The sequence below is a fragment of the Leucobacter coleopterorum genome (genome assembly GCF_011382985.1).
Lineage (GTDB): Bacteria > Actinomycetota > Actinomycetes > Actinomycetales > Microbacteriaceae > Leucobacter > Leucobacter coleopterorum.
Genome location: NZ_CP049933.1, coordinates 1855873 through 1870506, shown reverse-complemented (window position 1 = coordinate 1870506; position 14634 = coordinate 1855873). Strand labels below are relative to the sequence as shown.

Genomic DNA, 14634 nt, shown 5'->3' with positions numbered 1-14634 from the left:
GAAAAATTCTGTTGTAGCAAAGTGGTGTGTCTATGCCTTGTAGCCAAAGGCCATCATCATTCCGGATTCGGCGTGATAAATATTGTGACAGTGCGCGGCCCAGAGACCTGGATTGTTGGCATCGAAGTCAAAGACAAGGGTTTCGCCGGGCAGAACTATCGAGGTATCTTTGCGTGGGCCGCCTTGCGCGTGTTGATAGGTGTGGCCATGCAGGTGAAACGGATGCCACATGTCGGTAGCGTTTGAAACTTTAACTCGCACGCGTTCTCCACTGCGCAGCGGTTCTGCATCCCGTAATGGTTCAGCCATATCAAACTGTTTCCCGTTAATGCCCCAGTCATATTTTTCCATGCTTCCAGTGAGCTTCAGGGCTATTTCTCGGTCCGGTGTTCTCTGCTTGAGTCTCACATTGGGGTGGCTGTGAGAAGTGATGCGGTGCCTAAGCGAGATGACGCGAGCTCAGTGATCTTTTGATCTGGTGATGGTGCAGCACCTTGGGAAGTACGGACAACAGCGAACGCTCGTTCTCGTTTCCCTACCGCCTCGGCGATAAGGGGAACACTCCGTCGTGCAGCGTCACTGTCGCATCGTATCGTTCCCCCATACCGAGCAGGATGCTGTCAACTTCTACAGGCTCTACTGGGAAGCCGTCACTGTGCGTAACCATGAGAGAGTGCCCGCCAATCGCAAACTGGAACGCGGTATCACCACCCGCATTGATGATCCGCAGGCGAATCCGCTGCCCAGGCTTTCCAGCAAACGCTGCTGGATCAGCGGCAGGCTTGCCATTAATGAGGTAATGCGGATAGTACACGTCGCCTGCGTCACCGCCGAGAAGGTCCGAGTTCGCGCCCATGAGAGTGTTTCCCATTCGCATGAACATATCGCCCATGCCGTCCATATCTCCCATGCCTCGGGAGAGTTCAGACAATACTTCATCCGGCGTAGCCGTGACACCGTCTAGCCAATCGTCGAGAACAATCACCCATTCGTCGTCATACATTCCTGGTTCAGCGGGATCTTCAACGATGAGGGCACCATACAGTCCACGATCAAGCTGGGCGCCCACATGAGGATGGAACCAGTATGTGCCAGGATCTGGTGTCACAAACTCGTACATAAAACTTTCGCCAGATTTAACAGCCTGCTGAGTGATCGGCGGCACTCCATCCATATCGTTCCTGAGTGCGAGCCCGTGCCAGTGAATAGTTGTTTCTTCTGGTAGTCCATTGTGTAAATTGGCACGAAGCGTGTCTCCTGCCGAGAGACGAATCACAGGTGCAGGTACTGATCCAAATGCCCAGGTTGTTGCGGTGACTCCAGCGAGATCTACCGTCGTCGCTCCTGCCCTGAGATCCACAGAAGTGACCTTCCCCGTACCTCCTCTGTTTCGCTCAGATTCGGTGACCTGTGCCCCTGCGGCTTCGACCCAACGTGGGCCAGTTGAACATGAGGCAAGAGCAACTGTTGCCAGCGCGCCTACGCCGAGCCCCAAGAGCCGTCGTCGAGACAGACCCTTTCCCATAAAATCTGATATTTCAAAACGATTCTGTGCGTTCATAGCGAGTTTCTTTCCATGACTAAATAATCTTCAAAGTGTGTTTGTCTGGTGGTCGTTCTGCTGTTCAGGCTGCAGTGACACCCGTGTTCGTGCGCACCGCAGAGGGCTTTGAGCCATAGGCGGTCAATACAATTTGCCCTTGCCTTACCAACTTGAATAGCTCGACATGGTTTTTAGCGCGCCTAAAAGGGACAAAACAACCTGCAGAACCTAGCAAATGTGCTGAGATTGAGCACACGCTGCGAGTGCGATTGAACTCTGGTTCTGGTCAAACTCAGTAGTCAATTTGAGCGTGTGAGACGTTATGAACTACCCAGCTACTCGTGAGACGTGACCAAATTTGTGACGACAACATACCGCATCAAGTGCGGCTGATCGACAGAAAGATGAGTGAGGGTGGTCGTGGAGGGGGGAGCTTTGTGGCCCAAGAAGCAGAAAGAGTTGGGGCCAACGCGAGTAGCCCTTGGAGCCAAGGTAGTAGCCGAGGAATTGACAAAAAGATCGCAACCGATAGGAGTGCGAGCACACAGATCATCAGCATTCCAGTTTGCCCATGCGACGATGAGCCACAACCAGGATTTGCACAATGAGCGGACTCAACCACTGCTAAATCAGATCCGAGTGGGTCAGTAACGAAATATTCTCCGTCAGGTGCTGGGAATGTGAGCATCACCGAATCCTGCGCATGTGACTCTTCACCATCGGGCGCATTGCTAATGCTATGCATTCCCAACAAGCCGAGAATCGCTAACGCGAGCATCATGAACTGGATGACACCCACCAGTGAGGGGCTTAACCTTTGCATGAAGCCAGGGTTCATGTTTGCGTTCACCTCATTCGATACAAATCTAAGCTCGTGAGCTATTGCCTATACGAGCATTCGGTGCTTAGCGCTACTGCGCGTTGGAATTAATATAGGGGAGCGGATCTATAGGTTCACCGTCTAATCTAAGGGCTAGATGCAGATGAGATCCGAATGACATGCCTGTGTTGCCAACACGTCCTGCCTGGTCACCACTATTGATGAGGTCGCCTACCCGGTAGTTGTGTGAGTCTAACTCCATATGGCAGTAGCGACTGGTGAGGCCTTGTCCATTCACCTTGTGCTGTACCTTCAGACCAAAACCACAACCGTCGCTAGCCCAGCCTGCTTCGGTTACAACGCCATCGCCGATAGTTCGAACCGGCGTTCCGTTTGCTGCGGCAATGTCTTGAGCGTCGTGAAATTGTGCGACTGGTTCGGTGCGATAACCAAAGCCATCGGTAAGCGACATCGTCTGGTCGAAGGGGTATCGCAGCTTCGTTTCCGCTAGCTGGCTAATGTCAACGGTACCTTGCTCGGTGTTCACTTTTGATGGAAGGATGGGGGCAGCCTGAATCTCGACCACTCCAATGGAGCTGAGTGCATCAACGCCTATAGAAGTATCTGTCTCCACCACCAAAGCCTGACCTGGAATTGAAGTAGCCGCCGACCCAGGTGTCGCAGCGAAAGGTGATGGAAGCGCAAAAGTTCCGATCAGCCCAACGACACTCAATACAGCAATGCCGCTGGCAATAGAGTTTCGTCTCGGTCTGCTTGTCGCGGTCGTATCAGCGTCGTTATTGGTTGTGCCACTACTAACTGGGTCTTGTGACAGGAAGGTGAAGGGCGGTAGCGGTGTGGAGTACGTTTTAGGAGATGTCACGCATGGATCCCTTCGATGAAGTGGTAGTTCGTAATTGCTACGATGATGCTCAGTGTGAGAATGCTCGGTATGAAGATAAAAGGATTCTTGAGCGGATTCTTTTTCTTGCTCATGCTTTCATTTCTATTGTCCTGTTCTTGAAACCCCAAGCGAGGCATTACAGGAGTTGCAAACGTTATGTGGCGACGAAAATGATAGAGAATTCTATGCTGTCGTCGCGGGAAGGGCAGTTTGAAAGCCCTGGACTGTGGCGGTGATGACCATACGTCCGCAAGCAATCCTCAGGGAATGCTGATGCTATCGTGACTGTTCCGGTAATGACCGAAAGCTGATGTCGCGGAAATATCAGACGGTTCAGAACCTCCAGATGCAAGATGATGTACTCTTCTGCGTAACGAGAGGTTTGTTGGTACACCGCGCTGCGAAACCACTGGGGGCGTGGAAAATGCAACGATTCCTAGCCTGCTGCGGGGGTTCCTAGCGGTGAAGAATCAGGTTCGACAGATTGATAACGCCCATAAAGATGGTGGGTGTGCGATCAACGTTTTCAGAACGTTCAAAGGGGGAACGCGGGAGGGTTTCGCGGCGCTGCGCAAAAATTTCAACAGCACTGGGCGAAGAAGTATCATCGCGATCCCAGTCAAGATCGCTAGCGCGCACAACGCAGCCATTCCTAAATGACTAGATCCAGGAGCTGTGTCATGCGTGCAATCAGACGTGCATCCGACAGAAAACTCGTTCTGTGCATGTGCAGAACTTGAGGCAACCGCATGCGAATCAGATGCCTGCGCGACTGTTCTCACTGCTGATTCGGTCGAGGATAAAGTTCCTGAAAGTGAATGCATGCCGATGAGGCCAAGGATTATCGTCACAACGAAGGCGAATAAAATTGCGGTGCCACGAAGGGGGAGCGTCTTGTTGACAATGCGAAGCTTGTCTCGCACAGTGTCCCCTCTCGTTATCATTTCGTTACTGTATCACGTCCGTTAGTGAAAGCACTGGAAGGGGAGAGGGGTACCGCGAAACCGTTGGGCAACGTGCGGTTGGTCTTCCCAACTCGTCCGGACCTTATGTCCGGACGAGTCACTGGAAGGGTACTGTGATGAGTCAAACTCTCCGGATTTGCGTTGCAAAGAGCCCAATGTAGAAGAGTGTCTGCCCCATACCTACGCCGTTACCGAGTCAGCAATGCTTCGGCTGGTTTCGTTCGGAAGAGGAACAAAGTGAGCACTGCGCCGAGTAAAGCTATAATTCCTGCGCCAAAGAAAGCCGCTGAGTATCCCTCGGTGAGTGCTGTATGGTCGTCAAGCTGGCTTGCACCGAATCCTGCTGCTACAGCAGAAACGATGGCGAGGCCTATTGCTGAACCAACTTGGTAACTTGTGTTTACAATACCCGAGGCAAGTCCGCCCTCCTCTGGCGGGGCAGACGAAATTGCAGTCTGCAGTGATGGAATGAATGCGAGCGCCTGCCCAAACGCAACCACGAGAGAAGGTGCAAAGGCATCTACCCAGTAGTTTCCATCCGCTCTGATAAAGGTCATCCATCCGAGTCCGGCAGCCAGAATCGTTAGTCCCAGCACAATTGGCATCTTGGGGCCAAACTTCGCGATGATTCGAGGTGCCAACGCAATCATACCGATCATGATCAAAATGGTCATTGGCAGTAAGGCTGCACCTGCCGGGAATGCCGTGAATCCGAGTACCTGCTGGAGGTATAGGTTTAAGAAAAACCACATTGGCACCCATGCGGCTCCGAGCATCACTTGTGCGAGGTTTGCAGCACCGAGGTTCGGCGAGCGGAAGATAGATAGACGCATGAGCGGTTCGCTTTTCATCCGCTGAATAATCACGAAGAGTATGAGCAGGACAACGCCGGAACCGATCGCGATCCAAGTTTCTGCGGCGATCCAACCAACAACTTCGGCGCGAACAATGCCATACACGAGTGCAGCGAGGCCAAGTGTCACTGTGAGTGCGCCGATCACATCCACAGATCCGCGTGCGCCGAGCTTGCCGCCGGGCAGAGCCTTCCACATGACGAGAAGAACGACCACTGCAATCGGCACGTTAATGAGGAACACCCATGGCCACGAAGCAAACTCAGTGATAATGCCTCCAAGAAATACTCCGGCAGTTCCTCCTGCCGGAGCAGCCGCCCCGTAAAAGGCCATGGCCTTCGTAAGTTCTTTCGGCTTCGAGCCAAATAGCATCATCAGTAGCGTGAGTGCCGCCGGAGCTATCAGTGCTGAGCCGGCACCCTGTAATACACGGCCCAAGAGTTCGACAGTTACGTTCCCGGCGAAACCAGCGACGATTGAACCAATTCCCAGAATCACCCAACCGGTTGCGAACATTTTTCTCGGCCCGTAAAGATCGGATAAGCGGCCGCCGAGTAGCAATAAGCCACCGAGAGTAATTACATAGGCATTGAATACCCAAGAAAGAGTGTTTGGTGTGAAGCCGAGATCGGATTGCATTTGCGGTAGTGCAACTCCGATTATCGATGCGTCCATAATGACCATGAACTGCGCGAGGGCGATGAGGGTAAGACCCCACCACCGACTAGCGTTTCTGGCGTTTGACGATGTCATGATGTGCTCCATTCGAGTAAATGTTCAAAGAACGATTAAGTGATCGGTTTTGTTGTACAAGCGGGATAGGAATTTGGACCAAATATTCTTGCCTTTCGTTGAAGTGCTATAGCTATGAGCGGCGTTGTAGGCCTCCCAGTTCTCCGGCTATTGAATGTGGCCTTTTAACGCGCGAGTAGTTTCACCGGCGTGTCTATTGGTTCACGTGAACTGTTGCGCGGCCACAATAGTGTTGCTGCGACAGTGCCAAAAACGGCGAGGAAAGCAAGGGTGGACCACGTTACGGTAAAGCCTGTGGCTGCTCCAAGTAACCCGGCGAGGGGGTAGGTGACCAGCCAAGCAAGATGCGACAGTGAAAATTGGGCGGCGAAGATTTCAGGAATATGTTTTGGTTCGACAGCCCCTCGAAGGATCTGACCTGTTGGCGTGACAACTAATGCCATGCCGCCACCAATCACTGCCCAGACGACGGCCGTCCAGGCTATCGTGGTGGGTGTCAAAACTGAGAACGCAGCTGCTGCCGATGCGCCGAAAATGAGCACTAGGGCTCCTGCCCTCATTACTGAGCGCTCGCTGAACTTCCGAAGAAGATAAGGGAGGATAAGAGAAGCGAAGAGGGTTCCACCGCCCGATGCGGCTAACGTCCATGCGACATCGGCTTGCGAGCCTCCGAGCCTGTCTCTTACGTAGCTGACCGTATTTACTATGACAATTGAACCTGCTGATGCGACTACAAGATTCAAAGCAATAACGCCACGTAATTGTGGCAGTTTTACAAACCTCTTAACGCCCCTGATGCTCGTTCCCACACGCTAATAGTGAGGTCTGGTTGCGTGTTGGGGATGCGAGTCGACAGCACTAGGAGTGCGGAGATTACAAAGCCGATTGATGTTCCGACAAATAGCCAGTTGAACGTCATGAAGGTTAAGGCGACAGCCGCTAAAACAGGGCTGAGTAGACTCTCCGTGGTGTAAGCAACCTGCGAAGCGGATAACGCCCGGGTGTAGTCGTCTTTGTTCGTCACGATGTCGGGAATAACCGCTTGGAATGTTGGGGTGAAGGCCGCAGATGCGGACTGGAGTAGCCCGATCAACAGGTAGATCTGCCAGATCTCGGTCACAAATGGCAGGGCGAGAACAACAACAGCGCGAACGATATCTAGAAGCACGAGGAAGGTTCGTCGAGGTAGCCGACCCGCGTAGGCCGCCGCAATTGGAGCGATAATTACATACATCACCATCTTGATTGCAAGAGCGGTGCTGAGGACTACTCCGGCCTGTGGTCCAGCAAGTTCGTAAGCGAAGAGACCGATGGCGACGGTAGTGAGGCCTGTGCCGAACAACGCGATAATTTGCGCGCCGAGGAGGTGGCGATAGTCGCGGATTGCGAATAGATTCATGATTGCCTTTCTCATCCGCGCGTTTGGCCCCGTTCTCATAAAGAACAGTTGTGTAGCGGCTACGAATGATGGTTGGGGGTTAAGTCTGCGAGTAAATTGAATGCGCCAGTGAGTATGTTCAGCGAGACGATGCCGACCACATCGATAATTTCGCGTGTGGAGTAGCCGAGCATCTGCAACTCGGCGATTTCTGCATCCGTGATTGTGCTGGGTTCGCGATAGACCTTGAGGGCGACTGCAACGATCGCCGCAATTCTCGGATCTTCTGAGGTGCCTGTGCGTGAGAGGTCGATTTCTTCGGGACTAATCCCTGCTGCACGAGCTGCGTTCGTGTGAGCGTTCAGACAGAGTTCACAGCCTTGGACGGTTTGGATTGCGATTGAAATGCGTTCACTTATCCCTCGGTTCAGTTTTGCGCGTTTCATGGCTTGGCTCAATTGCAGGTAGCCACTCGTGACAGCGGGGAATGCGACATTGTTGAGACCATGTCGCCGACCTGTCCGTGACGGGATACCAGATCCGCCAGCAGCTCTCGTGATGTACCGACTGCGGTATCTGGAGTCAGCCGGGTGAATCTGGGGTTGTTTCGTTTGGTAGATTGCGCGTTCTGTTCGGGGTTCATGTTCTGTCTTTCTGGTTACTAGTTGCGGCTGTGCGTGTATGTGGCGTCTGTGGAAGTAACTCGGTGGTTCCGTGTTCAGCGAAGCTTTGTGTAGAGCTGGAGTCTGCATGTCAGGTGAACTTGGTGTTCGCAAAAAATCTCGACACTGAATCCGCTTCCATTCATGGAACTATACCCCCGTAGGGTATTTATGGCAAGAGTTGGTTAATTCTTTGTTGCACCTGAGTCACCTGAGTCACCTGAGTCACCTGAGTCATCTGAGTCACCTGAGCATCTGGGGCATCGTTTATTCCGATGTTGCAGGATTCCCGGGGCTGGGTTGCCGAGGTGGGGGTTGGCGCACTGTGCTGAGTGAAATATGACCGCAATTCTCGGTGCTCGGCGAAAACTCCCTCATCTCTTGCGAAAGTCTGGAGGGGAGTGTATATTCTCAAATACGGATACCTAGTAGGGGTATATTGAAGAAGGGGTAAGTACATGTCATCGAGTAATTACCAGGTCACTGGTATGACCTGCAGCCACTGCGAAATGTCAATCCGAGAAGAAGTCAGCGAAATCGCTGGCGTTACTGACATTCAGGTGAGCGCCGAGACCGGCAAACTTGTCGTTTCTTCTGATGCGGAAAATATCGACGCGAAAGTGCTCGCAGCGGTTGCTGAGGCAGGCTATTCGGCGGTGCAGATTTCATGAACGCAGGCTCACGCCTCACTATCTACGGCGTAGGGCTCGTCATCGCGTTTGTTAGCGCCTTCGGGCTCACAAATATCATCATTCCAGACGATGCTTCTGTCGCCTGGACAGAAAGGAACGAACCCTTGGAAGACCACAGCAGTCACGAAACTCAAAACACGAATTCGTCTACAACGGAGCCTCACCTCAGTGGTTTGTCTCTCAGTGCCAACGGCTTAATGCTCTCTAACGTCGAAGCGCCAAAAGCTGTCGGCGAGCCTGGCGAGCTTCGGTTCCGTATTGAGAGCACTCACGATGGCTCATCCATCGAATACACGACCACGCACGAAAAAGGTATGCATCTCATCGTGGTCCGCTCCGATGGCAGCGACTTTCGCCACGTTCATCCGAAGCTCGACAAGAGTACTGGTACCTGGGCGGTTCCATGGTCTTGGATAGAGGCAGGCACATTCCGACTGTACGCCGATTTTGCGCCAACAGGGGCATCTGCGGTCACTCTCACCAGCACAGTACAGGTGGCAGGCGATTTTGTCCCGGTCGAGCCAGTCCCAGTTCGTACCTCTGAGGCTGGAGGCTTCGCCGTCAAGCTTGACGGCGATCTCACCATCGGGGCCTCAAACAAACTGACGCTTACAGTGGAAGAGTCGGGAAAAGCCGTAACTGTGTTACAGCCATACCTTGGCGCATTTGGGCATCTTGTTGCTTTACGTCAGGGCGATCTCGCGTTCTTGCATGTGCACCCTGAAGGTGAGACTCCTGAGGCGGATGACACCGGTGGCCCTCGATTCAGTTCATGGCCGAAGCGCCTACCGCCGGTCTTTATCAACTTTTCCTTGACTTTCAAGTTGATGGAAAAGTGCACACCGCCTTGTTCGTAGTAGAGGCAGAGCGTTCCGGTAATCACGATGAATAAACTACGCAATCTGATGAATTCAAAGGAAGAAAAATGAGTGCATCTGCGAACTCCTCTGCGAATACTGGCATTGAACTAGTTATCGGAGGTATGACGTGCGCATCGTGCGCGAATCGTATTGAGCGTAAGCTCAACAAGCTTGACAATGTGGAAGCAACAGTGAACTACGCGACCGAGAAGGCGAAGATCACGATTCCCGAAGGCTATGATCCCACTCTCCTAATCGCGGAGGTGGAAAAAACGGGCTACAGTGCCGTGCTTCCCCCGTCGCTGAGTACGGCCATCAAGAATAGTGCTGCCGACTCGAATGACAGTGGCCCCGATCATGAATTTACGACGCTACGGCACCGCCTTATCGGCTCGATTATTCTCACGGTGCCCGTGATCCTGCTCGCAATGATCCCCGCGCTTCAGTTCACCTACTGGCAATGGGCCTCACTTGCGCTTGCCTCTCCCGTGATCGTGTGGGCTGCATGGCCATTTCACCGGGCCGCCTGGGCTAACCTGAAACACGGTACCGCAACGATGGATACCCTCATCTCGATGGGTACCACCGCAGCTTTTCTGTGGTCACTGTATGCATTGTTCTTTGGCAGCGCGGGCACTCCCGGCATGGTGCATCCCTTCGAGCTCACCCTCGCACCCTCAGACGGTGCCGCAAATATTTACCTCGAGGTCGCGGCCGGGGTCACAATGTTTATTCTTGCAGGACGCTACTTTGAGAAGAAATCGAAGCGGCAAGCCGGGGCTGCACTACGCGCTTTGCTTGAGATGGGTGCCAAAGAGGTGTCTGTGCTTCGTGACGGGGCGGAGGTGAAAATTGGCATCGACGAGCTGAAAGTTGGGGATGAATTTGTTGTGCGCCCTGGCGAAAAAATCGCCACCGATGGCACTGTTGTTTCAGGGTCGTCTGCCGTTGATGCGTCGATGCTTACCGGTGAATCGGTACCCGTTGAAGTGGGCGTGGGTGACCCCGTGACCGGTGCTACCGTAAACGCTGGCGGAAGACTCGTGGTACGTGCCATCCGTATCGGCTCAGATACACAACTCGCACAAATGGCGCGGCTCGTTGAAGACGCACAGACCGGCAAGGCTGAAGTACAACGGCTCGCAGATCGTATTTCGGGAGTATTTGTGCCAATTGTGATCGTTTTCGCGGTCATCGTGCTTGGGGCCTGGTTAGGCGCTGGGTTCCCCGTCTCTGCCGCGTTTACCGCCACAGTCGCAGTGCTCGTGATCGCTTGTCCATGTGCGCTCGGCCTCGCGACTCCAACCGCGTTGCTCGTCGGCACCGGCAGAGGAGCACAGCTCGGGATCTTGATCAAGGGCCCCGAAGTCCTTGAATCGACCCGCAAGGTCGATACTGTAGTTCTCGACAAGACGGGAACCGTTACGAGCGGCAAGATGACTCTTGTTGACGTGATTACCGAGCCGGGGGTTGACCGTGCGGAAGTTCTCGCACTTGCTGGTGCTTTAGAGGATGCCTCCGAGCATCCGATTGCGCAGGCAATCGCTAAGGGAGCCACTCAGGAAGTCGGAACGTTAGCGATTCCCGAGGGATTCCAGAACATTGAAGGCAAGGGAGTCCAAGGTATTGTCGACGGACGCGCGGTGTTGGTGGGCCGTGAGTCGTTGCTTGCTGACTGGTCACAACACCTGAGTTCTGAGGTATCCGCAGCGAAAGCTGCACTCGAAAACGATGGAAAAACGGTCGTAGCAGTTGGTTGGGATGGTGCTGCGCGCGGCATTCTTGTTGTCGCTGACACGGTCAAAGCAACAAGTGCTGCGGCAATTGAGGGTTTCCGGGCTTTAGGGCTGACCCCGGTATTACTGACCGGAGACAACGAAGCCGTCGCGCGGCGAATAGCCGCTGAAGTTGGCATTGACCAGGTCATCGCCGAGGTGTTGCCTCAAGAGAAGGTTGATGTGGTCACGCGGTTACAGAACGAGGGCAAAATCGTCGCGATGGTCGGTGACGGTGTGAATGATGCTCCTGCGCTTGCGCAAGCTGACCTCGGGCTCGCGATGGGTACCGGAACTGACGTTGCAATCGAAGCATCCGACATCACCCTTGTTCGAGGTGACCTTCTCGCGGCGGTTGATGCGATAAGACTCTCAAGAAAAACTCTCGCCACGATCAAAGGAAACCTGTTCTGGGCATTTGCTTATAACGTAGCGGCGATCCCCATTGCAGCGCTCGGACTGCTCAACCCGATGCTGGCGGGAGCGGCGATGGCGTTCTCAAGCGTCTTCGTTGTCGGCAACAGCCTTCGCTTGCGAGGTTTCAAGAGCGTTATTAAAAAGTAGCTTCTCGAATCACATTCACTATCAGCAACGAAAGGAAACTCATAAACATGACTACTAGCGATCAGGTGACATCAAGCTGTTGCAACACAAACTCAGCAGATCCTGTTGATGCAAGCCAAGGCCGAGAAAACTTGCTCACCGGCACGAACGACGATACGACGAGCTGCCCAGTGATGGTCGGTTCCCCTGTCAGCAAAGCGGCAGCCGTATCGAGGGGTCTCTTTCGAGATTATGAAGATCAACGGTACTACTTTTGCTGCGCAGGTTGCGGTCCAACATTCGATTCTGACCCGGCGAAATACGCGGCAAATATGATCTAGCTCGGCAAAATCTATCGTCCTCTATCGAAAGATTGTTACCAGTGAATTTCGAACCTTCTGGTGTAAAAGCATCGCATTCGGTTCGACCCCGGTAGAGGATATGAGGCTTCCCTGCCGGGGTGCAACATCATCGCAGATACGGCAGAGTAAATCACTCCGGATACAAACGAAGTGCACCTGGCGTCTGGTACCCGAGTTGGATTCGACACACTACTCTGTCGCAATCATCAGTCGGAGTTCTATGCCAGGAGTCTCTGCATTCGGGAGACCTATCGCAGAAAAAATCGCTGCCTTTCACCTCTCAAAAAGTTCCACTTATTTCGGTCGGACGGTGATTTCAGTAATCAATATTCCGGCGGGCTTGGCCATATGACGCTTTTGGAACTTGACCAATCGACCGTTGGAATGAGGCAGCTGCCCAGGGCGCTCATGCTGCACAAGCCGCTCTTTGGGATCTGAGACTGGGGGACGATTCGGGTGCATATCTGCCACGCAGCCCACATGCTGCAACGATATACGGACATATGATTTTTAGTGTCGGGTTTACTGAATACCCCTACCTTGAACATGACGACAGAGACTCAATGATTGTGCGTTATGAACGAAACGGAATGCTTGTTGGCGTGAGCAGCATCAACTCGGTCGGCACGGTTTATCAATCGGGTCCGGGTATCTACTGAATCCAACCCCAATGTCCTGTTGCTCCCATCAATCGTGTGGGAGTCTGAGAGAATTGGAGAATAGTGCGCCGTAGAACTATCCGGTCTGCAATACCGAAATTGACGATACCAATAAGGAGTCGAATATGGCTGTGCCCAAAGAGGAAACCTCACATCACCACGGATATATAACAGATAAAGAGAAGTATCACCAGCGTATGGCCCGTATCGAGGGTCAAGCCCGAGGCATCACCAAAATGATCGACGAAGAGAAGTACTGCATTGATATTTTGACGCAGATCTCGGCCATTACGAAAGCGCTACAAGGGGTAGCGACAGGTCTACTTGATGATCACCTCAAGCACTGCGTGCTTGACGCGGCCAAACAGGACGACAATGCAGCAGCTGCAGCGATGATTAAAGAGGCCACTGACGCAATAAACCGACTTGTTCGTTCTTGACTACCTGATTCGTTGCGACTCGGAAAGTTTTATCTGTCTAAAGTTTCGATAGATTTCCTCGTTCCATGATGAGTAGGAAACGCAGAGGGTGTCCAGCTGTTCCTGTTGTTCGTTTTAAATCGATGAAGCGGTTCGGGCAACCGGTGATTCCAATCATCCGCTCGTTTGTTGTATGGGTTTCTTGGGTTTTTGAAGGTTTGATCAGGGTTTGGCTGTGAACTTGTTTTGCTTGTGTTAACTTTACCTTAGGCTGAATTGTCTGCAAGCGCTGAGATTGCGTGTGTCAGTTCGATAGGGTGCACGGTGAGACGCAAGAGTATTGAGCCTCACCACGCTTGGGCTGTAACCTTCGTTCTGTTCGTGAGGAGTTCGTCGTTGTTGATCTGCCGGTAGCGTTCAACTTGACTACAAAGGGCAATGGCGTGCGCGTCGGCAGGACGCAATTACAACAATTTCGGCCACAATTTTTGGCTTCAAACCCTATTCATCTTTATCTGTCAGCGATTTCTTCGCTGAAGCTATCGCCGTCTTGCGGCTTCAACAGCTTCTATCGGCTCTTTTGCTTCAGCCACTTCGCTTTCGGTACCACATATCTTGCAAACGTGGCTGATGTGTCGCGAGTGAACGTAGAATCTGAACTTGAAAACTAGCCTGTTGAACGTATGCACCGCTCAGTGACTGGATTAGTTACCTGGTCCAGAATTGCCAGCGTAAGCGTCGGATTGGGGCTGGGGAAGGAATCGCCGTGGTAGCTGAGGGAATCTCACCTGAAGTCGCTGTGGCCAGAGAGTTCCGGAAAGCGATATTCAACGGGTCTTTGGCGTCGAACCAATCTAAAGAGTCAAGTTCTTCGAGGTTTTGCGCGTACATTTTTGGCCATACATCGCCAAGCGCTTTAGTGTCTACGGGGTTGGCGTAGCCGAGTGTGTCGCCGAGAATTGGTATTGACCCCGTGCCGAAGTGTGGCATTGTTTGCCACAATCGATGGCGTCCGTTGGTCAGCGGCTCAAACCATGGGTCGAACCGCACTGCCTCTGCCGTGGTGAACCAAGATGAGACAATGTCTTGTTCTGTTTGCGTGAGTTCGCCTGGATATTCGTCGAGCGCAACGAAACCATGGGTTGGGTGCTCTGATTCGACTTGCCAATCGCCGGTCGCTAGCTTTTCGCCTACCTGCGCTACTGCTGAGGCAATCCGGGCCCAACGCTGATCATCTCGGTCTAGATGGCGTTGTTTGCGATCTTCAACGTCGGGGTCTTTGGGGACCCAGTGTCGAACTTGTGAGGGTGTCGTCCGCCACCAAAACCTTGGAGTCGTCACTGCGATCAACTTTGCCATCAGCTTAGGTTATCGTCGATCGCTCATTGATCGTTACAGTCTTTTAGTCGCTCCGGACGTTATTGAACCCCTGCGTGCCAGCATCA

Annotated in this window: 12 protein-coding genes and 1 pseudogene; 4 read left to right on the top strand and 9 right to left on the bottom strand. The window is 52.9% G+C overall.

Annotated features, from left to right (window positions below; all coding sequences use genetic code 11):
* Positions 1 to 30: 30 nt before the first annotated feature.
* The 8 genes and pseudogenes from G7066_RS08795 to G7066_RS08770 form a co-directional block, all read right to left on the bottom strand.
* Positions 31 to 1525, bottom strand: a pseudogene (locus tag G7066_RS08795) (multicopper oxidase family protein).
* Positions 1526 to 1922: 397 nt separating this feature from the next.
* Positions 1923 to 2321, bottom strand: coding sequence for a DUF6153 family protein (locus tag G7066_RS17880; RefSeq protein WP_425280769.1), 399 nt, complete (start codon positions 2319 to 2321; stop codon positions 1923 to 1925).
* Between the two features lie 133 nt (positions 2322 to 2454).
* Positions 2455 to 3246, bottom strand: a complete 792-nt coding sequence (locus G7066_RS08790; protein WP_244302853.1) for a M23 family metallopeptidase — start codon at positions 3244 to 3246, stop codon at positions 2455 to 2457.
* A gap of 491 nt (positions 3247 to 3737) precedes the next feature.
* Positions 3738 to 4091 (bottom strand): hypothetical protein, encoded by a 354-nt coding sequence (locus tag G7066_RS17875; RefSeq protein WP_425280768.1) that lies wholly within the window; start codon positions 4089 to 4091, stop codon positions 3738 to 3740.
* A gap of 329 nt (positions 4092 to 4420) precedes the next feature.
* On the bottom strand, positions 4421 to 5839 hold the full coding sequence (locus G7066_RS08780) for an MFS transporter (protein ID WP_166330510.1): 1419 nt from the start codon (positions 5837 to 5839) through the stop codon (positions 4421 to 4423).
* Between the two features lie 164 nt (positions 5840 to 6003).
* Positions 6004 to 6648: an MFS transporter gene (locus tag G7066_RS16095; RefSeq protein ID WP_244302851.1), complete on the bottom strand. Its 645-nt coding sequence runs from the start codon at positions 6646 to 6648 to the stop codon at positions 6004 to 6006.
* On the bottom strand, positions 6612 to 7238 hold the full coding sequence (locus tag G7066_RS16090) for an MFS transporter (protein ID WP_244302850.1): 627 nt from the start codon (positions 7236 to 7238) through the stop codon (positions 6612 to 6614). The genes G7066_RS16095 and G7066_RS16090 overlap by 37 nt, the downstream gene beginning before the upstream one ends.
* 59 nt (positions 7239 to 7297) lie before the next feature.
* Positions 7298 to 7663 (bottom strand): carboxymuconolactone decarboxylase family protein, encoded by a 366-nt coding sequence (locus G7066_RS08770; RefSeq protein WP_244302849.1) that lies wholly within the window; start codon positions 7661 to 7663, stop codon positions 7298 to 7300.
* A gap of 674 nt (positions 7664 to 8337) precedes the next feature.
* Here G7066_RS08770 and G7066_RS08765 point away from each other — a divergent pair.
* The 4 genes from G7066_RS08765 (at position 8338) to G7066_RS08745 (ending at position 13210) form a co-directional block, all read left to right on the top strand.
* Positions 8338 to 8550, top strand: coding sequence for a heavy-metal-associated domain-containing protein (locus G7066_RS08765; protein WP_166330508.1), 213 nt, complete (start codon positions 8338 to 8340; stop codon positions 8548 to 8550).
* Positions 8547 to 9428 (top strand): heavy-metal-associated domain-containing protein, encoded by an 882-nt coding sequence (locus G7066_RS08760; RefSeq protein WP_244302848.1) that lies wholly within the window; start codon positions 8547 to 8549, stop codon positions 9426 to 9428. The genes G7066_RS08765 and G7066_RS08760 overlap by 4 nt, the downstream gene beginning before the upstream one ends.
* A 68-nt stretch (positions 9429 to 9496) precedes the next feature.
* A complete protein-coding gene (locus tag G7066_RS08755; protein WP_166330506.1) occupies positions 9497 to 11770 on the top strand; it encodes a heavy metal translocating P-type ATPase in 2274 nt (757 codons plus the stop codon).
* 1125 nt (positions 11771 to 12895) lie between these two features.
* A complete protein-coding gene (locus G7066_RS08745; RefSeq protein ID WP_166330502.1) occupies positions 12896 to 13210 on the top strand; it encodes a metal-sensitive transcriptional regulator in 315 nt (104 codons plus the stop codon).
* Positions 13211 to 13897: 687 nt separating this feature from the next.
* Here G7066_RS08745 and G7066_RS08740 read toward each other — a convergent pair.
* On the bottom strand, positions 13898 to 14548 hold the full coding sequence (locus G7066_RS08740) for a hypothetical protein (protein WP_166330500.1): 651 nt from the start codon (positions 14546 to 14548) through the stop codon (positions 13898 to 13900).
* Positions 14549 to 14634: the final 86 nt, after the last annotated feature.